This window comes from Micromonospora sp. A202 (assembly GCF_006715105.1).
GTDB lineage: Bacteria > Actinomycetota > Actinomycetes > Mycobacteriales > Micromonosporaceae > Micromonospora > Micromonospora zamorensis.
Window position 1 is genome coordinate 1,421,702 of sequence record NZ_VFMP01000001.1, and the last position, 23,540, is coordinate 1,445,241.

Annotated in this window: 25 protein-coding genes; 18 read left to right on the forward strand and 7 right to left on the reverse strand. The window is 72.1% G+C overall.

The window, feature by feature from the left end:
• Positions 1 to 35 precede the first annotated feature (35 nt).
• The 3 genes from FBZ33_RS06630 (at position 36) to FBZ33_RS06640 (ending at position 1,875) form a co-directional block, all read left to right on the forward strand.
• On the forward strand, positions 36 to 311 hold the full coding sequence (locus FBZ33_RS06630) for an isoamylase early set domain-containing protein (RefSeq protein ID WP_088946839.1): 276 nt from the start codon (positions 36 to 38) through the stop codon (positions 309 to 311).
• A 108-nt stretch (positions 312 to 419) separates the two neighbouring features.
• A complete protein-coding gene (locus FBZ33_RS06635) occupies positions 420 to 1,172 on the forward strand; it encodes a lytic polysaccharide monooxygenase (RefSeq protein ID WP_141908366.1) in 753 nt (250 codons plus the stop codon).
• 64 nt (positions 1,173 to 1,236) lie between these two features.
• Entirely contained in the window at positions 1,237 to 1,875 is a 639-nt protein-coding gene (locus FBZ33_RS06640; protein WP_141908367.1) for a DUF305 domain-containing protein, read from the forward strand.
• Between the two features lie 17 nt (positions 1,876 to 1,892).
• Here the strand turns inward: FBZ33_RS06640 and msrB are convergent, their stop codons facing one another.
• On the reverse strand, positions 1,893 to 2,297 hold the full coding sequence (msrB, locus tag FBZ33_RS06645) for a peptide-methionine (R)-S-oxide reductase MsrB (protein WP_088946842.1): 405 nt from the start codon (positions 2,295 to 2,297) through the stop codon (positions 1,893 to 1,895).
• A gap of 47 nt (positions 2,298 to 2,344) precedes the next feature.
• Between msrB and ligD the strand changes: the two genes are divergently transcribed.
• Entirely contained in the window at positions 2,345 to 3,382 is a 1,038-nt protein-coding gene (gene ligD / locus FBZ33_RS06650) for a non-homologous end-joining DNA ligase (RefSeq protein ID WP_141908368.1), read from the forward strand.
• A 62-nt stretch (positions 3,383 to 3,444) separates the two neighbouring features.
• The gene (locus tag FBZ33_RS06655; protein WP_141908369.1) at positions 3,445 to 4,695 is read left to right on the forward strand and encodes an HNH endonuclease signature motif containing protein; all 1,251 of its coding nucleotides are present in this window, start codon (positions 3,445 to 3,447) and stop codon (positions 4,693 to 4,695) included.
• Between the two features lie 49 nt (positions 4,696 to 4,744).
• On the opposite strand, the gene FBZ33_RS06660 is transcribed toward FBZ33_RS06655, so the two are convergent.
• Positions 4,745 to 5,107: a helix-turn-helix domain-containing protein gene (locus FBZ33_RS06660; RefSeq protein ID WP_141908370.1), complete on the reverse strand. Its 363-nt coding sequence runs from the start codon at positions 5,105 to 5,107 to the stop codon at positions 4,745 to 4,747.
• A gap of 46 nt (positions 5,108 to 5,153) precedes the next feature.
• Here FBZ33_RS06660 and FBZ33_RS06665 point away from each other — a divergent pair, with 46 nt between their 5' ends.
• From FBZ33_RS06665 to FBZ33_RS06695, 8 genes are all read left to right on the forward strand, one after another.
• The gene (locus FBZ33_RS06665; protein WP_141908371.1) at positions 5,154 to 5,909 is read left to right on the forward strand and encodes a short-chain dehydrogenase; all 756 of its coding nucleotides are present in this window, start codon (positions 5,154 to 5,156) and stop codon (positions 5,907 to 5,909) included.
• Between the two features lie 120 nt (positions 5,910 to 6,029).
• On the forward strand, positions 6,030 to 6,464 hold the full coding sequence (locus FBZ33_RS06670) for a DUF2975 domain-containing protein (RefSeq protein WP_231927257.1): 435 nt from the start codon (positions 6,030 to 6,032) through the stop codon (positions 6,462 to 6,464).
• Positions 6,464 to 6,679 (forward strand): helix-turn-helix transcriptional regulator, encoded by a 216-nt coding sequence (locus FBZ33_RS06675; protein ID WP_088946848.1) that lies wholly within the window; start codon positions 6,464 to 6,466, stop codon positions 6,677 to 6,679. The genes FBZ33_RS06670 and FBZ33_RS06675 overlap by 1 nt, the downstream gene beginning before the upstream one ends.
• Positions 6,676 to 6,840 carry a hypothetical protein gene (locus FBZ33_RS32620; protein ID WP_172861973.1) on the forward strand — a complete coding sequence of 55 codons (165 nt, stop codon included), beginning with the start codon at positions 6,676 to 6,678 and terminating at the stop codon, positions 6,838 to 6,840. Before FBZ33_RS06675 ends, FBZ33_RS32620 begins: the two co-directional genes overlap by 4 nt.
• A gap of 130 nt (positions 6,841 to 6,970) precedes the next feature.
• Complete coding sequence (locus FBZ33_RS06680) at positions 6,971 to 10,159, forward strand: ABC transporter permease (RefSeq protein ID WP_141908373.1); 3,189 nt, start codon at positions 6,971 to 6,973, stop codon at positions 10,157 to 10,159.
• A complete protein-coding gene (locus FBZ33_RS06685; protein ID WP_141908374.1) occupies positions 10,156 to 12,864 on the forward strand; it encodes an FtsX-like permease family protein in 2,709 nt (902 codons plus the stop codon). Before FBZ33_RS06680 ends, FBZ33_RS06685 begins: the two co-directional genes overlap by 4 nt.
• Before the next feature lies 1 nt (position 12,865).
• A complete protein-coding gene (locus FBZ33_RS06690; RefSeq protein WP_141908375.1) occupies positions 12,866 to 13,861 on the forward strand; it encodes an ABC transporter ATP-binding protein in 996 nt (331 codons plus the stop codon).
• 11 nt (positions 13,862 to 13,872) lie between these two features.
• Positions 13,873 to 14,598, forward strand: coding sequence for an ABC transporter ATP-binding protein (locus FBZ33_RS06695; protein ID WP_088951542.1), 726 nt, complete (start codon positions 13,873 to 13,875; stop codon positions 14,596 to 14,598).
• A 25-nt stretch (positions 14,599 to 14,623) separates the two neighbouring features.
• Here the strand turns inward: FBZ33_RS06695 and FBZ33_RS06700 are convergent, their stop codons facing one another.
• The gene (locus FBZ33_RS06700) at positions 14,624 to 15,076 is read right to left on the reverse strand and encodes a GNAT family N-acetyltransferase (protein WP_141908376.1); all 453 of its coding nucleotides are present in this window, start codon (positions 15,074 to 15,076) and stop codon (positions 14,624 to 14,626) included.
• A gap of 73 nt (positions 15,077 to 15,149) precedes the next feature.
• Between FBZ33_RS06700 and FBZ33_RS06705 the strand changes: the two genes are divergently transcribed.
• Complete coding sequence (locus FBZ33_RS06705; protein ID WP_141908377.1) at positions 15,150 to 15,662, forward strand: potassium channel family protein; 513 nt, start codon at positions 15,150 to 15,152, stop codon at positions 15,660 to 15,662.
• On the opposite strand, the gene FBZ33_RS06710 is transcribed toward FBZ33_RS06705, so the two are convergent.
• Positions 15,589 to 17,160, reverse strand: a complete 1,572-nt coding sequence (locus tag FBZ33_RS06710) for an alpha/beta hydrolase (protein WP_141912447.1) — start codon at positions 17,158 to 17,160, stop codon at positions 15,589 to 15,591. The genes FBZ33_RS06705 and FBZ33_RS06710 overlap by 74 nt on opposite strands.
• Before the next feature lie 58 nt (positions 17,161 to 17,218).
• Positions 17,219 to 18,334 carry an ATP-dependent DNA ligase gene (locus FBZ33_RS06715; RefSeq protein ID WP_088946854.1) on the reverse strand — a complete coding sequence of 372 codons (1,116 nt, stop codon included), beginning with the start codon at positions 18,332 to 18,334 and terminating at the stop codon, positions 17,219 to 17,221.
• 134 nt (positions 18,335 to 18,468) lie between these two features.
• Here FBZ33_RS06715 and FBZ33_RS06720 point away from each other — a divergent pair, with 134 nt between their 5' ends.
• Both FBZ33_RS06720 and FBZ33_RS06725 read left to right on the forward strand, forming a co-directional pair.
• Positions 18,469 to 18,681, forward strand: a complete 213-nt coding sequence (locus FBZ33_RS06720; RefSeq protein ID WP_099851492.1) for a hypothetical protein — start codon at positions 18,469 to 18,471, stop codon at positions 18,679 to 18,681.
• A gap of 92 nt (positions 18,682 to 18,773) precedes the next feature.
• A complete protein-coding gene (locus tag FBZ33_RS06725) occupies positions 18,774 to 19,196 on the forward strand; it encodes an SRPBCC family protein (protein ID WP_141908378.1) in 423 nt (140 codons plus the stop codon).
• Here FBZ33_RS06725 and FBZ33_RS06730 read toward each other — a convergent pair.
• Positions 19,171 to 19,665: a GNAT family N-acetyltransferase gene (locus FBZ33_RS06730; protein ID WP_141908379.1), complete on the reverse strand. Its 495-nt coding sequence runs from the start codon at positions 19,663 to 19,665 to the stop codon at positions 19,171 to 19,173. The two genes, FBZ33_RS06725 and FBZ33_RS06730, sit on opposite strands and share 26 nt — an antisense overlap.
• A gap of 96 nt (positions 19,666 to 19,761) precedes the next feature.
• Between FBZ33_RS06730 and FBZ33_RS06735 the strand changes: the two genes are divergently transcribed.
• Positions 19,762 to 20,265: a DUF1990 family protein gene (locus FBZ33_RS06735; RefSeq protein ID WP_185755225.1), complete on the forward strand. Its 504-nt coding sequence runs from the start codon at positions 19,762 to 19,764 to the stop codon at positions 20,263 to 20,265.
• Between the two features lie 28 nt (positions 20,266 to 20,293).
• Here the strand turns inward: FBZ33_RS06735 and FBZ33_RS06740 are convergent, their stop codons facing one another.
• The gene (locus tag FBZ33_RS06740; RefSeq protein WP_141908381.1) at positions 20,294 to 21,214 is read right to left on the reverse strand and encodes a DNA-3-methyladenine glycosylase; all 921 of its coding nucleotides are present in this window, start codon (positions 21,212 to 21,214) and stop codon (positions 20,294 to 20,296) included.
• Between the two features lie 504 nt (positions 21,215 to 21,718).
• On the opposite strand from FBZ33_RS06740, the gene FBZ33_RS06745 reads away from it, so the two are divergent.
• Positions 21,719 to 23,536 (forward strand): stealth family protein, encoded by a 1,818-nt coding sequence (locus FBZ33_RS06745; protein ID WP_141908382.1) that lies wholly within the window; start codon positions 21,719 to 21,721, stop codon positions 23,534 to 23,536.
• Positions 23,537 to 23,540: the final 4 nt, after the last annotated feature.

The following is a 23,540-nucleotide window of genomic DNA, read 5'->3' on the forward strand; positions in this document are numbered from 1 at the left end:
TGTGGGGTGAACCGCCGCAACCCCGGAGGATCACAGTGATCAAGCGCAACAAGCTCTTCGGCAACCAGACCCGGGTCACCTTCTGCCTCCCCCGGGACGCCCCGCCCGGCCCGGTGAGCGTGGTCGGCTCCTTCAACGGGTGGGAGCCGGGCCGGCACGAGATGGTGACCCGCCGCGACGGCACCCGAACGGTGACCGTGAAGCTTCCCCCGGGTGAATACCGGTTCCGCTACCTCGCCACCGGCGGCGTCTGGCTGGACGACGAGTCAGCCGACCAGGTCGACGACCGGGGGAGCCTGCTCCGGATCTGAGAGAAAACTCGCCACCATCGATGGATTTATCGATGGGAGTCTTTACTGTTAACAAAGTTTAAATTACCTTGAGGGGCACCCACCGTACCTGGAGAAGGAGCTGCCCCGATGCGTCGAAGAATGACCATTCCGCTGGTGGCGGCGGGTGCTGTCGCCGCCACCCTCACCGTCGCCGCCCCCGCGCAGGCGCACGGCTACGTCTCCGCCCCACCCAGCCGGCAGGCGCTCTGCGCGCAGGGCCGGGTGCCCGACTGCGGGCAGATCAAGTACGAGCCGCAGAGCGTCGAGGGCCCGAAGGGCCTGCGCAGTTGCAACGCCGGAATCGCCCAGTTCGCCGTCCTCAACGACGACAGCCGGGGCTGGCCGGCCACCTCGGTGGGCAGCTCGCTGACCTTCACCTGGGTGAACACCGCCCGGCACGCCACCAGCAACTGGGAGTACTGGATCGGCAACACCCGTGTCGGCGTGGTCAACGGCAACAACCAGCAGCCGGGCGCCACCGTCTCGCACAACGTCAACCTCGGCGGCTTCTCCGGCCGGCAGAAGATCCTCGCGGTGTGGAACATCTCCGACACGGCGAACGCCTTCTACTCCTGCATCGACGTGCAGATCGGCGGCGGCGGGTCGAACCCGACCCCGACCCCCACCCCCACCCCCACCCCTTCACCCACCCCACGGCCCACGCCGACCGCCACGCCGACCACTCCGCCCGCGCCGGGCGGCAGTTGGACGACGGGTCGGGCGTACCAGGTCGGCGACCAGGTCACCTACGGCGGAGCCACCTACCGCTGCCGGCAGGCGCACACCGCGATTCCCGGCTGGGAGCCGCCGAACGTACCGGCGCTCTGGCTCCAGGTCTGACCGCACGGGTGCGGCCCATGGCCGCACCCGTGTTCGCCGCCCTCGCGTGAACGGAGCACCCGGTATGCCTCGCCGTACCCGTCTGGCATCAGTGGTCGCCGCTCTGCTGCTCACCGGCGGCTGCGCCGGCTCGCCCACGTCGAACTCGTCAACCCGGCCGCAACCGGCGCCCGCGTCCCCGGCCGGGTCCGCGGATGCCGGTTCCCCGGGCGCCGGAGCCTCAGGCGCCGGTGCCGCCCCGGCCGGGGACACGATCGACGCCGCCACGATGAGCGGGATCGACGTGGTGTTCCTCAGCACGATGGTCGGGCACAGCGAACGCACCCTGCAGATCGTCCGGTTGGCTTCCGACCGGCTCCGCGACGACGCGCTGCGCACCCTGGCCGCCGCCATCGAGGCGACCGAAGCCGACGAACTGGCCGCGATGCGTGGCTGGTTGCCCACGACCGGGCCCGGCGCCAGCGCGGCCGCCCACCACCACGAAGGGCACGGCGACGACGCCGCGCTCGACCGGCTGCGGACCGCGCCGGACGCGGACGTCGACCGGGTGCTGCGCGAGGTGCTCGCCGACCACCAGGGGTCGGCAGCCGACCTGGCCCGGGCCCAGGTCGACGTCGGCCGCAACGAGCGGGTCCGCGACCTGGCCCGGCGCATCGAGCAGTCCCGGACCGCCGAGGTCGAGCTGTTGAGGGGTACGCCCTGAGCGTGGTTACGCCCTGGTCAGCGGGGTTCCAGCTTGATGGAGACCGAGTTGACGCAGTGCCGGGTGTCCTTCGGGGTGAAGCCCTCGCCGTGGAAGACGTGCCCGAGGTGACTGTCGCAGCGGGCGCAGCGGATCTCCGTACGCGCCATGCCGAGGGTGCGGTCCTCGATTTCCTTCACCCGGCCCGGAATGGCGTCGTCGAAGCTCGGCCAGCCGCAGTGCGAGTCGAACTTCGTGTCACTGGAGAACAGCTCCAACCCGCAGGCGCGGCAGTGGTAGACGCCCTGGGTCTTCGTGTCCACGTACTCGCCGGTCCACGGTCGCTCGGTGCCGGCCTCCCGTAGGACGTGGAACTCCTCGGGGGTCAGTCGGACCCGCCACTCGTCGTCGGTGCGGGGCAGCTCATTGTCGTCAAGACTCACCCGTCAACGGTACGTCGAAGGTCGGGGTCGTGGCATAAGGTCGCGGGATGGCTGGCACCAAGGCAGCGGTCACCGAGGTCGAGGTGGCCGGGCACAGCGTACGGCTGAGCAGTCCGGACCGGGTGATCTTCCCCCAGCGGGGGTTCACCAAGGCGGACGTCTTCCACTACTACCTCGCCGTCGGCGACGGGATCATGCGCGCCCTGCGGGACCGGCCCACAACGCTGCAACGCTTCCCCGAGGGCGTCGAGGGTGAGGCGTTCTTCCAGAAGCGGGTGCCCACCCGAGGGGTGCCGCAGTGGGTGACGACCGCGCAGATCACCTTCCCCAGCGGTCGGAGCGCGGCGGAGCTGTGCCCGGTCGACCTCGCACACGTGGCCTGGGCGGCGCAGATGGGCACCATCGTGTTCCACCCCTGGCCCGTCCGCGCCGCCGACGCCGACCGGCCCGACGAGCTGCGCATCGACCTGGACCCACAGCCCGGCACCGACTTCGCCGACGCGGCCCGGGCCGCCGCGGAGGTTCGTGCGCTCCTCGACGAGCTGGGCGTGGCCGGTTGGCCGAAGACCTCTGGCGGCCGAGGTGTGCACGTCTACCTGCGAATCCAGCCCCGTTGGACGTTCACCGAGGTGCGCCGGGCCACCATCGCGCTCGCCCGGGAGGTGGAACGCCGCCACCCCGACCTGGTCACCACCGCGTGGTGGAAGGAGGAACGCGGCAGCCGCGTCTTCGTCGACTTCAACCAGATGGCGCGCGACCGCACGATCGCCTGCGCGTACTCGCTGCGGGCCAACGCCCGGGCCACCGTCTCGACCCCGGTCACCTGGGACGAGCTGCCCGACGTCGACCCGGACGACTTCGACCTGCGTACCGTCCCGGCCCGGCTCGCCGAACGCGGCGACCCGCACGCCGGCATCGACGACGCACCGTGGGACATCACCCCGCTGTTGGAGTGGGCCGACCGGGACGCCGCCGCCGGTCAGGGCGACCTGCCGTACCCGCCGGACCACCCGAAGATGCCCGGCGAACCCAAGCGCGTGCAGCCCAGCCGCGCCAAGCGCACCCCCGACGACGACAACGCCTGATCGGCCGGGCATCGCTTTTCGCGGGGCCGGAATTTGTCGTACACCTGTTCTAGGGTTTGGGTGTGATCGATGAGTTGGCGGGGGCGGAGAGTGCGGTGGCGACCTGCGCCGACGTCGCCGCCTGGCCTCTCGCCGAGCACGAGCTGATCGCGGCGCTCGACGCGGCGCACCGCTTGGAGAAGCGTCTCGCCGCTGTGAAGCTGGCGTTGGTGCGGGAGGTGGACGGTCGGGGCACTGCGGTCGCGCAGGGCGCGTCCAGCACAGCGGTCTGGTTGCGCGAGCGACTGCGGTTGACCATTCCGGTGGCCCGCCGGTTGGTCGATCTCGCGGCCTGCGTCGACGCGGCCCCGACAGCCGTGCGGGATGCGCTGGCGGCCGGCGCGATCAGCATGGAGCAGGTGCGGGTCATCGCCGACACCGTCACCACCGTGCAGACGGCCGCCGGGCCGGAGGTGACCGACAAGGCCGTCGGTGTGCTGGTCGACTGGGCCGGCCAGTTCGACCCCACCCTGCTGCGCAAACTCAGCACCCGCATCCTCGACCACGTCGCACCCGACATCGCCGCCGCCGCCGCCCGCGCCGCACTCGACGCCGAGGCCGCCCGGGCGACCCGCGACCGGCACCTCACCATCTCCGAGCAGACCGACGGTCGGCTGCGCCTCACCGCCACCCTCGACGCGGAAACCGCCGCGCTGCTGCGCGCCGCCATCGACCCCCTCAGCGCACCCGCCGGCCCCGACGACAACCGCTTTGCCGGCCAGCGCCGCCACGACGCCCTCGCCGACGTGTGCCGCCTCGCCCTGCGCACCGGTGAGCTACCCGACAGCGGCGGCGACCCCGCCCAGATCGTCGTCACCACCAGCTACGACACGCTGACCCGGCAGCTGGGCGATGGAGCGCTCGACATCGGCCTGCACCTCACACCGGAAACGGTGCGCCGACTCGCCTGCGACGCCGCGATCCTCCCCGCCGTCCTCAACAGCACCGGCCAACCACTCGACCTCGGCCGACAACGCCGCCTCATCACCGGCCCACTACGCCGCGCCCTCGTGCTCCGCGACCGCGGCTGCGCCTTCCCCGGCTGCGACCGCCCACCCCGCTGGTGCGACGCCCACCACATCCACCACTGGGCCGACGGCGGCCCCACCAACCTCAACAACGCCGTCCTGTTCTGCGGCCACCATCACCGACACCTCCACCACAACGACTGGACAGTGCGGCTTGGCGACGACGGCCATCCGGAGTTCGTGCCCCCGGCCTGGCTCGACCCCGACCAGCTCCCGCGCCGCAACCACTACCACCGACGGATGTAGGCAACCGGCACCGGTCACCGGTGATCTGCGAGTGCGGGGTTCTCGTGACTCATCCATCCATCCGAGCGCGTGCCTGCTCGATGTCGGAGGCGTGCGCGACTGCCCATTCGCCGACGGCGATGACCAGTGGCAGAAGTGAGCGGCCCAGGTCGGTGAGCGCATATTCGACACGCTCCGGTGTCTGCTGACGGCTGATCAGCCCGTCGCTCTCCAGGGTGCGCAGTGTGCGGGTGAGGATGCGTCGGCTCAGACCGTGGATGGTGCGGTCGAGTTCGTTGAAGCCGTGGGGGCGTTCGCGGAGCACCGCGAGAACGAGAACACTCCACTTCTCGCCTACGCGGCGCAGCACGTCGGTTGCCGGACACGCCGCACGGTCGGCCGGGGTCACGGGTAGCTGCAGTGCCGGTGACATCGATGTGCCTTCTTTCGAGTGGGCCGACAGAAGCCAACGATGAAGTATGCGCACAGTGGTGATTGCAGGCGGGACACGTGGCATCGGCGGTGCCCTTGCCGACAAACTGCGGCGAGCCGGAGATCGGGTGGTCGCGATCGGCAGTGCCGACGCCGACCTCACCTCGGTCCGGCAGACCTCCGCACTGGCAGACCGGTTACCGGACAAGATCGACGTGTTGGTACTGGCGGCAGGGCGTTTCGACCAGCGGCGGATCGTCACCGGTGAGGGCTTCGAGCAGACCTTCGCGATCCACGTCCTCGGTCGCTATCTGCTCGCCGAACGGCTCCGCCCGGCATTGGAACGTGCTCAGACACCGGTCATCCTCAACCTCAGCGGCACCGGCGGAATCCGGGCCGGCCGAATCCACTGGGACGATCTGCAGCTGGCCAGCGGATACACCATGTTCAAGGCGACGATGCAGGGCGCGCGCGCCAACGACCTCCTCGGCGCCGGCTTCGCGGCGCACAACCCGAACAGCCCAATCCGATACGTGCTGTACAACCCGCTGTTCGTCGACAGCGGTATGCACCGTCAACTCCGCCAACCGATGCGCGCCCTCGTAGGGGCGTCCGCCGCGCTCTTCGGATCCTCCACCGCTGACGCTGCCACCCTCCTGGCAGCTCTGCTGGCCGAGCCGCCGGCCGCTCGGCTGACGGCGCTGCGGCGCGGCGCGCCGGTCCCTCTCACGCGACCGGAGTTCGACCAGTCGGCGGCTGCCCGGCTCTACACGGTCCTTGCCGAGCTGACCGCTGCCGCGTGAGTCGCCCTTCGACGTCCCGACAGCGCCCCGGACTCGCCGATTGACTTTCGATAGGTAACGAGCGAAACTCGATGCATGGTTACGGAGTATCGAGCGGTAGCCGCTCTCAGAGTCTTTCTCGTGGTGCTGTTTGGGGTGCTGGTCGTGTTCCAGACCCTCTCGCTGCCAGGGCAGTTCGCGTACATGGCCCAGGAGTCGCCGGAGGACGCCTACCTGCGATGGCCGGCGACCATCGTGACGGTGTTCTGGGTGCTGTGCGTGCAGGTGGTCATCGTCGCGACGTGGCAGTTGCTCAGCCTCGTCAAGAACGACCGCATCTTCACCGAAGCGTCCCTGAAATGGGTGGACGCGATCGTGTGGGCCATCGGCGCCGGGTGGGCTGTGCTCGTGGGCGTCTTCCTCTACGTCGGCTTCAACGCGGATGACCCGGGCGTGCCGCTGCTGCTGTTCCTGCTGACGGTGGGCGTCACCGTGCTGGGGCTCCTGATGGTGGTGATGCGTGCGCTGCTGCGGCAGGCGACCACGCTGCGGACCGACATGGAAGCGGTGATCTGATGCCCATCGTCGTCCGCATCGACGTCGAGTTGGCCAAGCGCAAGATGAGCGTCGGCGAGTTCGCCGAACGCGTCGGGCTCACTCCGGCCAACGTGGCGGTGCTGAAGAACGGCCGAGCCAAGGCCGTCCGCTTCAGCACCCTGGAAGCGATGTGCCGGGTGCTCGACTGCCAGCCCGGGGACCTGCTCGAGTGGGTTGAGGAGGAAACCTCATGAGGTACGTCCTGACCGTCGTCGCCGTCCTCGGCGTCGCGCTCGGTGTCGCCGGCATCGTGCACGGGGAGGCCGACGACTCGCCGGGCCTCCAACTCCTCGGCGTCGTGCTCGTGATCGGCGCGGTGGCGTTCGGCATCCGCAACGTACGGGGCGGTAGCTGACCGTCCGGGGCGCACGGGCCGGGGTGAGCTGACCCTCTCGTAGTAACGATCATGTAACGGGCGCGAACCTTTCCCGGGGGGTGGCCTGTCTTGATGGTCGTCGGCCCACCGGGGCCAGGGGAGGCGTCGGATGAAGCTGGTGTGGAGGCGGGCCCGCGAGGCGCGAGGGCTGCTGGTTGCCGCGGTGATCGCCGCCCTCGTCGCCGTCGCGTTGGTTACCGGGCTGTCCGACTACAACCGCCGGGCGGTGGACGCCGGGCAGCGTGCCCTGGTCGCCGCCTCGCCGGCCGAGGAACGCGGCCTGTTGGTCAATGGCTCAGGTGGGCGTGACGCGGCCGAGTTCGCCACCCGGGACCAGGCGGTCCGAGCCGAGTTCGCCAACGGGCTCGCCGGTGCCCCGGTCAGCGTCGCCGCCGCCCGCTACGGCACCGGCCGGGAGCTGACCGGCGATCTCGGGCAGGTCACCCGTCCGGACGACGAACCGGTCTTCGCGAACCTGGCCACGCTCGACGACCTCGCCGCCCACGCGGAGCTGACCAGCGGAGCCTGGCCCAGCCCGGGCGCGAACCCCGTCCAGGTGAGCCTGCCGGAGCGGGTCGCCGGCACGCTGGGCCTCAGCGTCGGCGAACGCATCCCGGTGCGTGACCGGGCCACCGAACGACGCGGTGAGCTGGCCCTCGCCGGCACCTGGCGGCCCCGCGACCCGACCGACGCGTACTGGCTGCTGGCCCCCGGGGTGGGGGCGGGCAGTGCCGGTTCCGGCACCTCGTACGGGCCGTTCACCCTCGACCCGGTCGACTTCGTCGCCACCTCGCCGGGGTCGGTGTCGGCGTCCTGGCTGGCCGAACCGGACCTCGCGGGCGTCGACACCGCCGATCTGCCCGCCGTGCGGAAAGCCCTCACCGAGGCGACCTCGGCCGTGCCCGAGGCCGCTCAGCTCGGCAGTTCCGGGCAGACGGTGACCAAGATGGAGACACTGCTGGACCGGATCGCCCGCGCCGACCTGGTGGGTCGTTCCTCGCTGGCCACCCCGCTGTTGCTGATCCTGGTGCTCGGTGGGTACGCGCTGGTGCTGGTCGCCGCGCTCCTGCACGAGGACCGCCGCCCGCAGACCGCGCTGCTCCGAGCCCGCGGCGCCGCCCGTCGGCAACTGGCCGGCCTGGCCGCTCGCGAGGCGACCCTGGTGGTCGCCCCGGCCGCCGTACTCGGTCCGCTGATCGCCGGCGAGGCACTGCGGTTCGTCCGACCCGGCGGGTCGGCCGACCTCTCCACCGCCGGTGGCAACACCACACTGATCTGGGCGGCAGCGGCGGCCACCGCGGCCGGTTGCCTCGTCGCCATGGTTCTCCCGACGCTGCGCAGCGCCGGCACGTACGTGGCCGACATGGCCGCCCGGTCCCGGCCGAACCGGTCGGCGAGCATCCAACGTGCCAGCGTCGACCTGGTCCTCGTGGCGCTCGCCGTACTCGCCTGGGTGCAGCTACGCCGGTACGCCTCCCCGCTGGCCGGATCCGGCGGTCGACTCGGGATCGACCCACTGCTGGTCGCCGCCCCGACGCTCGGCGTGCTGGCCGGCGCCGTGCTGGCGCTGCGGGTGCTTCCGCCGCTCACCCGGTTCGCCGAGCGGTTCGTCGACCGGCGGCCCTGGACGGCCACCATGTTCGGTATGTGGCAGGCCGGTCGGCGTCCGCACGCCGGCCCGGTGCTCCTGCTGGCCCTGGCCGTCGGTGGCAGCACCCTGGCCTGGTCCCTGATCAGCACCGGGGAGCGGTCCCAGGTCGAGCAGGCCGGACACACGGTCGGTGCCGACCTGCGGGTCACCGAACGGACCGGCGCCGCCCCGCCGACCCGGGGCGACCAGCTCGCCGCTCTGCCGAGCGTCAAGCGGGTGCTCCCGGCGTGGCGGGACGAGATACGGGTCGGCCGGGAGGACCTCCAGGCGACCGTGATCGGTGTCGACGCGGCCAGCGCCGCCGGGGTCGTCCGTCTCGCCGACCGCCTGAGCGACGGAACCGCGTCGACACAGTTCGAGCGGATGGTCAAGGCGCGGGGAGCCTTCGCAGGCGTCGAGCTGCCCGCCGACGCGCGCGCGATCACCGGCACGGTCCGTACCCCGGTGAGCAACGCGAGCCGGCCGGTTCAGGTCGCGGTGACGCTGTTGATCACCAGCTCCGACGGTCTCGCCCTGCGGCTGCCCGCGGCCAACTCCGCCAGCGACGGCCGGGCCAGCCAGTTCACCGTGCAGCTGCCCGACGCCCGCGGGGCACGGCTGCGGCTGACCGGATTCGAAGCTGACGGTGGGCTGGCGGCCGGCAACGCCTACCGACTCCAGATCGACGGGCTGACGGTGGTCAACGCCGACGGCACCACAGCGCCCGCCGGTCTGAGCGGTAGGTGGACGATGACGGCCCCCCGCGAGCAGCAGCCCACGCCGGTGCGGACCACTCCCACGGGCTTCGCCGCGGTCCACCCGGTGGACGTGATTCCTGGCGGGCAGTTCCTGTACCAGCCGCCGACCCGGTTCACGATCGTGCCCGGCGGGGAGAGCAAGCCCATCGCGGTGCTGATGACCCCCGGGGTCCGTGAGGCGCTGAGCCTGCGCGTCGGCGACACCGTCGACCTGACGCTCTCCGGGACGACGCTGCCCGTCCAACTGGTGGGCGAGCTGAGTGCGGTGCCGACCACCACCGGGGAAGGCATGCTGCTGGACCTGCCCGCGGCCGTCGACACGCTGGTCCGGGGCAATGGCACGATGCGACCCGTACCGGAGTGGTGGATCGGCGCCGACGACGCGACGACCGCCGCCCAGGCGGCCGGCGAGCTGCCGGGCGTCACAGTGCTCAACCGGGAAGCGGTGTACGAGTCGGCCGCCGACGACCCGTACTGGCAGGGCTCGCGTACCGGAATGCTCGCCGCCGCGCTCGGCGCGGTGCTGCTCGCCCTCGTCGGCCTGATGGTGGACGTGTGGGCCACCGCGCGACACCGGCTCGGCGAGTTCGCGGTGCTGCACACCCTCGGCGCCACGCCTGGGCTGCTGGCCCGGGCGTTGCTGGCCGAACAGACGTTCCTCGCCGGCATCGGCGTGGGGGTCGGGTTGTTACTCGGTGCCGGAGTCGGCGCCACCATGGCGCCACTGGTCATCCTCACCTCGGCCGCCGATCGGCCGATCCCTCCGGCGACGTTCGCGCTGCCCTGGGTGCCGATCGGTCTGACCGCGGTCGGCCTGCTGCTGGCGGCGCTCGCCTTCAGCGCGTTCATCGCCGCCGGCATCCGTCAGCGGGTGGCGGCGGTGCAGCTGCGAATCGGGGGAGAACGATGAGCGTCGGCGCGGCCGTCCGGCGGGTCCGGGCGTACGGCGGGCAGTTCCTGCTGCTGGCGGTGCTGACCCTGGTGGTCACGCTGCTGATCAGTGGGGTGCCCCGGTTGGTCAACCGGCTCGCCGAACAGGGCCTGCGGGCGCAGCTGAGCAGTGAGCCAGCCGCCCGCCGGGACATCTCGTACACCACCGGGGTGGTGGCCGCGACCTCCAGGAACACGGCCATGGGCGGCGCTTCCGAGCGGTTCGACCGCCTGGCCGCGGAGATGCCGCCGCAGGTGCGGTCGGCGGTGACCGAGCGGTGGTACAACGTGGACTCCCCGGCGGCCCGTGTGGTCGGCCCGGATCTCGCGGCTCGCAACCTGCTGGTCGACCTGGGCCTACGCGCTGTGCCGGACATCCAGGACGCGGCCACCCTCGTCGAGGGAGCGTGGCCGAGCGAGACCTACATTCCCGACCGACCGATCGACGTGGCGCTCGACGTCGACGTGGCCGGCAGGCTCAACCTGCGCGCCGGCAGCCAACTGCGCATCGGCAACGCCGATGACAAGGGAAAACTCTCGGACGCTGCCCCGATGGTGGTGTCCGGGCTGTTCCGCCCCGTCGACCCCGCAAACGGCATCTGGGATGGGCTGCCACAGCTGCTGCGGGTCATCGAACCGCCCGGCGACGCCCAGGCGAAAGTCATCGTCGGCGTGGTCGCCCAGTCGGCCCTCAACAAGCGGGTCGCGGCGGGTTGGCCGGTCCAGTACAACTGGCGATACCGCCTGGGCGCCGACCGGATCGACGCACGCGAGCTGGACCAGTTGATCGACGGTCTGCAGACGATGCAGCGCACCCGGCCCCAGGACCTCACGTTGACCCAGGGCGTCGACGTCCCGTTGCGCGCGTTCGGCGCCCAGGTCGATGCCGCCCGGACTCTGCTCGCGGTGATCGCCGCCGGGGTACTGGCCACTCTGGCCGGGCTCATCGTGCTCGCGGCCAGCCTCGCCACCCGACGGCGCCGTTCGGAGTTCGTGCTGCTGCGGGCCCGTGGTGGCGCGGCCACCGCCGGTGCTCGGCGTAGCCTCGCCGAATCGCTGCTGGTGGTGCCGGTCGCCGCCGCGCTGGGCTGGTGGCTGGGCACCCTGTTCCCCGGCGAGCCGGACCCGACCACGCCGTACGTCATCGCGGCGACCGTCCTGGTCACGCTCGCGCTCCCGTTGGCGACGCTGGCAGTACCGGGCGGCGCGGCGGCCCGCCGTGACCTGATCCGGGTGCGCCCCTCGGCCCGTCGGCTCACCGTCGAGGTCTCCCTGCTGCTGCTGGCCGGGCTCGCCGCGGTGCTGCTGCGCCGACGTGGCCTCACCCTCGGCGAGGTGGACCCGCTGCTCGTGTCGGTGCCGGTGCTGCTCGCGGTAGCGGCGGCAGTGCTCGCGCTGCGGGCGTACCCCTGGCCGTTGTTGCTGGTCAGCCGGCTTGCGGCGCGGACCCGGGGCAGCGTGGCCTTCCTCGGCACGGCGCGGGCCGGCCGTTCCGCCGTCGCCACCCCGCTGGTCGTCGTGGTGCTGGCGATCGGCACCGCGGCGTTCTGCGCGGTCGTCGCCGCCGGCGTCGACGCGAGCCGGGAACGGGCCGCCGAGCAGATCGTGCCCGCCGACGCGGTGATCCGCGGTGAGCGGTTCGCGCCCGACACCATCGACGAGTTGGGTCGTCTGCCGGGGGTCCGGGCCGTCACCCGGGTGCTGTACCAGGCGGACGAGCGGCTGGCGGTCGACGAGATCGGCACCGACGCGTGGCTCGCGCAGACGGACGTGCTCCTGGTCGACGGCTCAGGGCTGGATGTGGTGGCCCGCGAATCCGAGGTCGACCTGTCGGTGCCGCCCGCGCTGCTCGCCGCCCGGCCCGGGGCGGGTCCGCTGCCGGCGATCGTCTCCCCGGCGGTCGCCGCCGACCTGGCCAAGGCCGGGCTGAACGACTCGGCCTTCATTTCCGTGCAGGGCCAGCGGTACGAGTTCCGGGTGGCCGACACCCAGGAGGGTTTCCCGCTGTTGTCGGCGAACACCAGCCGGTTCGTGATCCTGCCCTGGCAGGCGCTGCCGGAACGCACCACCACACCCGTGCCGACCAGCCTGCTGGTCGCCGGGGACCCACTGGACGCCGAGGCGCTGCGCGTCGCCGGTGACCAGGGGCAGGCACGCTACCAACGCGACGGAGCGGTCACCGGTCGGGACCGGCCACTCGGGGTCACCGTCGACACACGCGCGGACGTCCGCCGGGAACTCGGCGACGGCGGTGCGAACGGGATGCTGGCCTTCGGGTTCGTGGCCGGCGCCGTCGGCGGCACCGTGCTCGGGCTGCTGGCCATCGCGTTCACCGTGCTGGCCGGGGCGCGTGCCCGGGGGCAGATGCTGTCCCGGCTGCGTACCCTCGGCCTGTCCCGCCGGCAGTGGCGTGGGCTGCTGCTGGTCGAGTTGACCCCGCTGGTCGCGGTGTCGGTGCTGACCGGTGCGCTGGTCGGTGCGGTGCTGCCCCTGCTGCTCAATCCGGTGCTCGGCCTGTCGGCGTTCACCAGTGGTGTGCCGGTCCAGGTGGCTTTCGAGCCCAGCCTGGTCGCCGCGGTGCTCGCGCTCGGGGCGGTCGCCCTCGGCTTCGCGGTCGCCGTCGAGGCCCTGAACAACCGCCGGTTGCGCCTCGGTGAGGTGCTTCGGCTCGGAGAGGAGAGCTGAGATGACCGCTACCGCCCAGACTCCACTGGTGCCGGACCTGGCCGCCCTGCAACAGCGGGCAGCGCAACGCGCCGCCGAGCGGGCCGGCGGGCAGGACCGCCTGCGCGGGCACATCGTCTGCGACGGCCTGGTGCGCATCTTCAAGACCGAGGGGGTGGAGGTGGTCGCACTGCAGGGGCTCGACCTGGTCATCGACCGGGGTGAGCTGGTCGCGATCGTCGGCGCCTCCGGCTCGGGCAAGTCGACCCTGCTCAACATCCTCTCCGGCCTGGACACGCCGACCGCCGGCATCGCCCGGGTGGCCGACTACGACCTGCTCTCGCTCTCCGCGAAGCGTCGGCTGAGCTACCGGCGGGAGCTGGTCGGGTTCGTCTGGCAACAGACCGGCCGCAACCTCCTGCCGTATCTGAGCGCGCTGGAGAACGTCGAGTTGCCGATGCAGTTGGCCGGCAAACTCAGCGGCAAGGCCCGTCGGCAGCGAGCCCGGGAACTGCTCGACATGGTCGGCGTGGGCTACTGCGCCGACCGGCGGCCGGGGCAGCTCAGCGGCGGTGAGCAGCAGCGGTGTGCGGTCGCGGTGGCCGTGGCCAACGACCCGGAGGTGCTCTTCGCCGACGAGCCGACCGGCGAACTGGACGAGGCGACCGGCGCGGAGGTCTTCGCGGCGCTGCGCACCATCAACGCCGAGCTGGGCGTGACCATCGTGGTCGTCACCCACGACCACGCCGTGGCCACGCAGGTCCGCCGGACCGTCGCGATCCGCGACGGCCGGACCGCCTCCGAGGTACGCCGCACCGCTCGGGTCGACGCGGACGGCAACACCGAGCTGGTCAGCGAGGAGTACGCGGTGCTGGACCGGAACGGCCGGATGCAGCTACCGGCCGCGTTCGTCGACGCGCTCGCGCTGAAGGAGCGGGTCCGGCTCGACCTGGAGCCGGACCATGTGCAGGTACGGCCCGGTGACCGGGCCTCGGACGAGCGGGGGGCACGGGCATGAGCCAGCAGGACATGGTGGTGACCGGCGCGGCCGGGTTCGGCGGTGTGCCGTCGGCGCACCCGGCAGAGGTGGTGCGGGTCAGTGACGTCAGCCGGACCTTCGGCCGGGGCGAGCACGCCGTCCACGCCGTGCAGGGCGTCTCGTTCACGGCCAACCGGGGCGAACTGGTCGCCATCCGGGGCCGGTCCGGAGCCGGTAAGACCACCCTGCTGAACGTGATCGGCGGGCTGGACCGGCCGGACAGTGGTCAGGTGGTGGTGGCCGGGCACGAGGTCACCTCAGCGGGAGAGGCGGAGCTGCTGCGGCTGCGCCGGGGCACCGTCGGGTTCGTGTTCCAGACCTTCGGGCTGGTGCCGATCCTCTCCGCCGCCGAGAACGTCGGAGTGCCGTTGCGGCTGGCGCAGGTGCCGGCGGCGGAACGGGAGCAGCGGGTCGCGGTGCTGCTGGAACTGGTCGGCCTCGGTGGGCACGCGGCGCAGCGTCCCTACGAGCTCTCCGGTGGGCAGCAGCAGCGGGTCGCGGTGGCGCGCGCGCTGGCCAACGAGCCGGACCTGCTCATCGCCGACGAACCCACCGGTCAGCTCGACTCGGAAACCGGACGCTCCATCATGGACCTGCTGCGCGCGGTGGTGCACGCCCGTGGCATGACGGCCCTGGTGGCGACGCACGACCCGGCCCTGATCGACCTCGCCGACCGGGTGCTCGTGCTGCGCGACGGTCGCCTGGTCGACAGCTGACCGCCGCCGTGGGGCGCGGTCAGGGTCAGAGCGCTAACTTCATGCCCTCGTGGCTGGCCACGAAGCCGAGGCTCAGATAGAAGCGGTGCGCGTCCTCGCGGGTCTTGTCGGTGGTGAGCTGCACCAGCGCGCAACCCCGCTGCCGGGCCTGGTCGACCGCCCAGGTCATCAGCTCCCGGCCCAAACCCTGGCCGCGCCGGTCGGAGCGGACCCGGACCGACTCGATCAGCGACCGCTCGGCACCGTGCCGGCCCAGCCCGGGGATGTAGGTGATCTGGAGGCAGCCGACCAGCTCGGCGTCCTGCTCGGCCACGATGAGCTGGTTGCGCGGGTCCGCGCTGATGTCCGCGAACGCCCTCTCGTACGCCTCGTCGACCTCGGTGAAGTCGCGGGCCTTGCCCAGGACGTCGTCGGCGAGCAGGGCGATGACGGCGGGCAGGTCGGCCCGGACCGCCTCCCGGTAGGTCACGTCGGTCATGCTGATGAGCCTGGCACAGCGGCGTCGACGGATGGGTCGGCGGCGGTTGCCACCACGGGGCAGCATGAGCGGCATGGAAGTCTTGCTGCTGCCGTTCCGGTGGATCTACCGGGCGTTGGTGTGGTTCGCGAACTCACCCCGCACGCTGATCACGTCGTACCTGCTGATGATCGTCGTGGCCGGGGTCATCTACGGGGAGGTCGAGCACCGCAGCCCGGCGGACGCCGTCTGGTGGGCGGTGGTCACCGCGTCCACCGTCGGGTACGGCGACATCTCGCCGACCACCTGGGCGGGCCGGACGCTCGCCGCGCTGCTCATCTCGACCATGGTGCTGCTGGTCATCCCGCTGATCACCGCGCACTTCGCGAGCCGGCTCATCGTCGACGACGACGCGTTCGTGCACGAGGAGCAGGAGCAGCTCAAGACCGACGTGCGCCGGATGCGGGCGCTGCTGGAGGAGTTGGCCGCCCGGCAGGGAATCGAGGTGCCACCGCTGCCGCCGGTCCAGCCGGTCAACGGGCAGGGCAGCGCAGGCCCTCGCGCGGGACGGTCAGGTCGATCAGGTACGCGTCGACCGCGTCGGTGATGCAGGACGTCTGCGGGTAGGCGGTGTGCCCCTCACCCTCCCAGGTGAGCACCCGGCCGACGCCCAGCATCGAGGCGAGCCGGGGCGTCTGCTCGTACGGTGTCGCGGGGTCGCCGGTGGTGCCGACCACCACGATCGGCGGCGCGCCGTTGGCCTTCCCGGTCGGGTAGGGGTCACGCCCGCCCGGCCACTCCACGCAGCTCAGCATGCCGACCGCCAGCGCCGGCCCGAACAGCGGGTATTTGCCGCGCCACTCCGACTGCAACTGCCGGATCTGCTCCCGGCTCGGCTTCTCTGTCTCGTCGGCGCAGTTGATGGCCAGGTTGGCGTCGAACAGGTTCGAGTAGTGCCCGTCGTCGGCCCGGCCGGCGTACGCGTCGGCGAGCCGGAACACGTCCTTCGGGTCACCCTCGCCCAGCCGGTCGATCGCCTGGGCCAGCTCCTGCCAGCCGGATTCGGTGTAGAGCGACGAGATGACCGCGTAGAACACCCAGCCGGCGGTGGCCTCCCGGCCGTCGGCGCCGCGTACCGGGGAGACCTTGGCCTTGTCGATGGCCGAGGTGACAGCGGCGCGCGCGTCCGGGGCGATCGGGCAGCGGCCGGCGTTCGCCGTGCACCAGCGGGTGAAGTTGGTGAAGGCCCGTTCGAAGCCGCGGGCCTGGCTCTCCGAACCCTCCACCAGCCGCTGCTGCGGGTCGACAGCGCCGTCGAGCACCAGCGCCCGCACCCGCTGCGGGTAGAGCTGGGCGTACGTGGCGCCGAGCAGGGTGCCGTACGAGTAGCCGAGGTAGGTGAGCTTGTCGTCGCCCACCGCGGCGCGTACCGCGTCCATGTCTCGGGCGGCCTGCTCGGTGCCGTACAGCGGCAACTGGTCGCCGTAGCGGTCGCCGCAGCCGCGCCCGATCCGCTGGCTCAGGCCGACGAAGCCGTCGAACGCCGACTGGCTCGTCGGGTCGGGGTCGAAGCCGAAGCTGGCGTCCAGGTCGGCGTCGGAGATGCACTTCACCGGGCTGGACCGGGAGACGCCGCGCGGGTCGAAGCCGACGATGTCGAAACGCTCGGTGATCGAGGCGGGCAGCCCGCCGAACTGGGTGCCGAAGGAGAGGTAGACGGCGGTGTCGACGCCGGAGCCGCCCGGGCCACCCGGGTTGACCACCAACGAGCCGACCCGGTCGCGCTGCTTGGTGGACCGGGCGCGCAGCAGGGCGATCTCGAACGTCTCCCCGGCGCCCGGGCCGGTGCTCGCTCCGGCCCCGGTGCCCCAGTCGCGGGGCACCGCGATGCGCGCGCACTCGTAACGCATGTCCGGTGCGCCACGCCCGACCAGTTCGTCGGGCACCTCCGGGCAGGGCCGCCACGTCGGGGCACTTCCGGTCGGCGCGGCGGCACCCTCCACCTCGGTGCGCGGCGCGAACGCCGGCAGCGTGCAGCCGGCGGTGAGCAGCGCGGCCGCCACGAAGGCGGCCAGGTGCCGGCGGACCCGGCGAGTGGTCGCCATCCGGGGCTGACGGTCGGTGCGGGTCACGTGGTCCTCCGGGATCGGGTCGACGGCCAGGTTACGCCGGGCCGGTGGCGGCTCGGTCCACGGTGGCCGTCGGGTCGCCGCGCAGCACCTGGTCCACATCGAAGCGGATCGGGCGGTCGAGCTGGTCGTAGCGGCAGGAGCGGGGGTCGCGGTCCGGGCGCCAGCGGACGAACTGGGCGGTGTGCCGAAACCGCTCGCCCTCCATCGCGTCGTAGCCCACCTCGACCACCAGCTCCGGGCGCACCGGCTCCCACTCCAGGTTCTTCGTGCCCGTCCACCGGCTCACCCCGCCGGGGATGCGCTGGCCGCGTTCGTGGTCGCCGTGCACCCACGGGTGCTCGCCTCCGGTGTCCCGGTAGGGCGCCAGCTCGTCGAGCAGCTCGGCGCGGCGGGCCATGCTGAACGACGCGCTCACGCCAACGTGGTGCAGGACCCCGGAGTCGTCGTACAGGCCGAGCAGCAGCGAGCCCACCACCGGGCCGGACTTGTGCCAGCGGAACCCGGCCACCACGGCGTCCGCGGTGCGGGCGTGCTTGACCTTGAACATCAGCCGTTTGCCCGGCTCGTACGGAAGGTCAGCCGGCTTGACGATCAGCCCGTCCAACCCGGCGCCCTCGAACACGTCGAACCAGCGACGGGCAGTGTCCGGATCGGTGGTGACCTGGGTGACGTGCACCGGCGGACGCACGCCGGCCAGCGCCTCGACCAACCGTTCCCGGCGGCGCGGATAGGGCTGGTCGAGCAGGGCCTCGTCGCCGATCGCCAGCAGGTCGAAGGCGACGAAGTCGGCCGGAGTGGTCTCGGCCAGCATCTTCACCCGGGACGCGGCCGGGTGGACGCGCTGGGCCAGCAGCTCGAAATCCAGCCGCGGCTGGCCGCTCGGCCCGTCGCGCCGGATCACGATCAGCTCGCCGTCGACCGCGCACCGCTCGGGTAGCTGTCGACGGGCCTGCTCGACCACCTCGGGGAAGTAGCGGGTCATCGACTTGCCGCCCCGGCTGGACAGCTCGACCTCGTCGCCGTCGCGGAACACGATGCACCGGAACCCGTCCCACTTGGGCTCGTAGGTGAGGCCCGGGGTGGTGGGCAGCTTGGGCACGCTCTTGGCCAGCATCGGCTCGACCGGCGGGTTGATCGGCAGGTCCACGGCGCCAGTCAATCAGACGGTGCCGACAGTCGTGAGGCAGATCACCGTCGGTGCCGGGGCGGCGTGTCCGCCGCTGCGCTGCTCGTCCCGACCGACCGGATCGGATAACCGCAGGTCAGAGCTACTTTCGCGGGGTGTCCGAGTGGGTCTGCGACTGCTGTGGGCGGTGGCGGGTCAGCGTCGAGCTGATCCGGGGCCGCTACCGCTACCGGCTGACCCGGCGTTACCCGGAGCGGTTCGGCGGCGGTCGCAACGTGCTCGGCGAGGTCGGTTCGGTGCCGGAGCTGGAGGAGCTGTTGCGCCGGCGTACCCCGCTGAGCCTGGCCGACCTGCGCGAAGCGGCGTGATCCCACCCAGCTTGCGCCCGGGTGTCACGATCCACCCGGAGGCCTCGTCTGCACCCCGGCGGTGCCGACCGGCGCCGCCGGGAGGAGACACGATGCGGTTCGAAGCGGATACGGAAATCGCCGCCGACGTCGAGCAGGTCTGGGCGGTGCTGGTCGACGTGCCGCGCTGGTCGGAGTGGACGGCCTCGGTGTCGCGGGCCGAGCGGGGAGAGCCGGGACCGCTCGCCGTGGGCGCGACGGCCCGGCTGACCCAGCCGAAGCTGCGGCCGGCCGTGTGGCGGGTCACCGACCTGACCGAGGGCCGGGAGTTCACCTGGGCCTCCCACACCCCCGGTGTACGCACCAGGGGGGAGCATCGTCTGCTGCCGCTGCCCGACGGGCGCACCCGGGTCGAGCTGGCCATCGCCCAGTCCGGGCCGCTGGCCGGCGTGATCGGCTGGCTCTACGGCGACCTGCTCCGGCGCTACCTGCGTCTGGAGGCCGACGGGCTCAAACGTCGGAGCGAGCGGGGCTGACCACCGGCTTCTCCAGCACGGCCAACCGGATGCCGTTCGGGTCCGGCCGGTGCGCCACGATCCGGTAGCCGTGCCGCTCGTACAGCCGCAGGTTGCGCGCGCTGTCCGCGCCGGTGAACAGGGTGAACAGGGCCACCCGGCCGGCGCAGGCCACCTCGATCGCGGTGAGCAGCCGCCCACCGATCCCCCGACCCTGCTGGTCCGGGGCCACCGAGAGTCGCCCGACGTGCGCGGTGTCCCCGGCCAGGTGGGCCCGCACCGAGCCGACCAGTCGGTGCCCCGACCGGGCCGCGAGGACGACGCCCGGGCCGGTCAACACCGACCGGACCTCGTCCAGCGTCTCGGTCAACGGCGGCAGGAACGGGTCGCCGTAGTGCTGTGCCTCGGTCAGGTACGCGGCCCGTTGCACGGTGAGGATCTCGCCGGCGTCCGCGACACCGGCCGGGACGATGCTCGCCTCGACGCTCATCGGGGCAGCACACCACGACCGCCGATGTCCTCGGCGGGCGGCCCCGTCCGCGCCGGCCGTACGCTGCCCGTGTCCAGCCGAGAACGAGGGGGAGCGGTGGCCGAGCTGACGTACCCGGAGGTGGGGCGGACCCGGCACGGGGCGCTGCCCGGCGGCTACCACCACCTGCGCCACCGGTATCCGTTGCCGGCGGGCAGCTTCGACACCGCGGCCGAGGCGGTGCTGAGCTGGCGGCTGCACTGCGCCGCCGGGGTCCGGATGCGGACGACCGCCGCACGCGCCGCCGAGGGGGTGCTGGTCACCGCCGGCCTGGGCGTCGGCCCGGCCCGCATCTGGGGGCCGTGTCAGGTGATCTGGAGCGAGGAGTCACCCACCCGCGCGGGCTTCGGCTACGGAAGCCTGACCGGGCATCCGGAGCGGGGCGAGGAGGCGTTCGTGGTCGGCCGCGAGGACGACGGCGCGGTCTGGTTCGAGGTACGCGCGTTCAGCCTCCCGGCCCGCTGGTTCACCCGTGCCGGCGGCCCGGCTGTCCGGGCGGTGCAGCACACGTACGCTTGGTGGCTCGGCCGTACCCTGCGGCGGCTCTGTGTGAGCCGCTGAGCGCCGGGCACGATCGCTCCGACGAGGCTCAGTAACCCGCGAACGAGCGGATCGGGGCGCGCGGGCCGTACTTCGGCGCGCGGATGCCGGCGGCCTCCAGGAGCAGGCAGACCCGGCCCCGGTGACCCCGGAACGGCTCCAGCAGCTCCAACATCCGGGCATCGTCGCCCCTCGGCTCGCCGGCGAGCGCCCAGGCGACAGTGTTCGGGATGTGGAAGTCGCCGACGCTGACCGCGTCCGGGTCCCCGTACGCGATCCGGACCACCTCCGCGGCCGTCCACGGCCCGATGCCGGGAATTGCGGTCAGCCGTCGGGTGGCGTCGGCGGCGTCGGTGCTGCGCTCCAGGCGGTCGGCGAGCGCAGCGGCGCGACGGAGTGTGTCGGCTCTGCGCTGTTCCACCCCGAACGGGTGGAACACCCAGTACGGGGCTGCGGCCACGGTGGCTGCCTCGGGCGGCAGGAGCAGCGGCTGCAACGGGCCGGGAGCCGGCTCCCGGAAGTGCCGCACCATCGCCGAGTACGCCCGGTAGGCCTCCTTGCCGGTGACCTTCTGCTCGAAGACCGCGCGCAGAAGTCGGGGGAAGACCTCCCCGGTTGCGGGCATCCGGAGGCCCCGGTGCTCCCGGGCCAGCCGGGCGACCAGCGGGTGCGCCGCTGCCAGTTCGGCGAAGCCGGTCAGGTCGTCGCGCAGCCCGGCGATCGCGTCGGCGCGGGCGAGGACGTGCTCCGCGCCGGGCCCGTACCCCTCGGCGAGCAACTCGCCGCAAGCCGGTCGTAGCGCGAGCGTGGCCGGACCGTCAGGGGTGCGGGTGGCCCACCAGAAGGTGCCGGCAGCCACCCGGGCGCACGGATCGTACGGGCTGAAGGTGAGCGCACGGACCGAGGCGGTCAGCCGGTAGCCGACCGGTGGGTGCAGCACCCTGGTCGCGGCGGGTTCGGTCTCGGTCACCCCGTCACTCTGCCAGGTCACAGTGAGGGCTGGCGACCGGCCGTACCGGTCCCGCCCGCGGTTGAGGAGCTTCGCGAGGATACGTTCGCTCGACCGTCCCGGTGTCATTGAACCACCCGAATGGCCAGGATTATCTTGGCGAACAGGCGCATACCGCCCTTATGCCATCTTTGGCGGTGGGTCAGGTATCGATCATGTGGTTGTTTGATGGCCTGCAGGTAAACGCACTGCCCCGGGCCACCTGCGGCGGCCAGCAACTCCCACTCGCGGGAGAACCCGGTTCGGCCCGGAGACCGGTGTCCCGCCGACAGCCGCCACCAGGCTGCGCGCGGCCGACGTCGGATCGCCACGCAGTGTCAACGGGGGATCTGTGAAAGGGCATGCAGTGATGGCTGCGCGAGTCTGTATCGAATCATCGCGAGTGGGATCTCACCCCGCTATCCGTCCGCAGGGCTGACAGGTGCCCGCTGACGAGTGGGCCGTCCCGGGCGGACGGCCCAGCGCATGATCGCTCTGAAGATCTATCGACTCCTCCCGTCGTCGGCACGGCGACGGGTGCTGGGTCTGCTGCCCGTACACCGGCGGATCGGCCTGGTGCAGACGCTCTCCCGACCGCGAGGCAGCGACACGGTGCATCACCTCGGCGCCCGGGTGGCCGTGACCGACGGTGGCGTTCGGACCCGGGCCGAGGTCGTCGCCACGGCGACCCCGCTGGAGCAGTGGCACCGCAACCTCACCGCCGTCACCACCGCGTTGCACTCCGCCGGCATCGAATACCACTGCATTCGTAACGACGACCACCTGCGCAGCACCGTCGCGGTCCTCGACGACCAACGGCCGGCGGTGCAACGCCTCGTCCGCTCCGCGCCGGCGCTGTCCGGCGCGGACGTCCGGGTGGTGCAGGTCCAGCCCCGTCGGGACCAACCGGACGGCGCCCCGACCGAGGTGATCCAGGTCTGCTTCCCAGTGACCGACGCCCGCGCCGGGGTGGTCCTCGGCGCCCAGTTCGCCTGCGAGATCGAGTTCTGGAGCCGGCGCGGGGACATGGTCCGTGCTCCCCGGCGCAACGGGGTCGTCGACGAGGCCCCCGCCAGGGCCCAGCCGGTCCGGGTGGCGGCGGCGCTGATGAGCCACTTCGTGCCCGAGGCCGACGACCACACCTACGGCACCCGCCGGGACCTGGCCGTCCGGGCGCCGGACCGGGTCGGCTTCCCGATCGACGCCGTCTACACCTGGGTGGACGGCTCCGACCCGCAGTGGCTGAAGCGGAAGTCGCTGGCGCTCGGCGCTCCGGACGGCCCGCTGCACGCTGTCGCCGCGAACTCGTCGCGCTACCACAACCGCGACGAGCTGCGGTATTCGTTGCGCTCGCTGCACAGCTTCGCGCCCTGGCTGCGGCGGATCTTCCTGATCACCGACAGCCAACTGCCGAGTTGGCTCGACCCGAGCCATCCGATGATCACGGTCATTTCGCACGCCGAGCTCTTCGCCGACCTCGGCGGCCGGTCGTCGTACAACTCGCACGCCATCGAGTCCCGCCTGCACCGCATCGACGGCCTGGCCGAACACTTCCTCTACCTCAACGACGACGTGTTCCTCGGTCGTCCACTGTTGCCGAACCACTTCTTCCACGCCAACGGGATCGCGAAGTTCTTCCCCTCGCCGGCCCAGTTCGGCCTGGGGGAGGCGAAGCCGGAGGACCCTCCGGTGAAGGCCGCCGGAAAGAACAACCGTCGGCACATCCAACGGCAGTTCGGTGTGACCATCACGCAGAAGATGAAGCACACCCCGTTCGCGCTGCGCCGCAGCATCATGCAGCAGATCGAGGGCATGTTGCCGGACGAGGTGGCGGCCACCGCGCGGCACCGGTTCCGGCACCACGGCGACCTGTCCATCCCGTCGTCACTGCACCAGTACTGGGCGTTCCTGACCGCGCAGGCCGTCCCCGGTGACATCGAGTACGAGTACGCCGACCTGGGTCACCCCTCGACGCCCGCCCGGCTGGCCGAGCTGCTGGGTCGCCGGCACCGCGACGTGTTCTGCATCAACGACACCGACTCCGACCCTCGGTCCTTCGCGGAGCAGGAGCGGATGCTGGCCGACTTCCTGCCGCGCTACCTGCCTTTCCCCGCCCCGTTCGAGCTGCCGGACGACGTGGTGGCGGAGCGGCGGAACGTGGGCGCGGGGGAGCTGTGGCGGCGCTCGTACCGCCCGGTGCCGGATGCCCGTCGGGGCACCCCGGTCGACGCGCCCACCATGCCCAACAACATGCTCAACACGGTCACCGACTTCAAGGCTGTCGTGACGAGGCCGGACGGCTGACCGA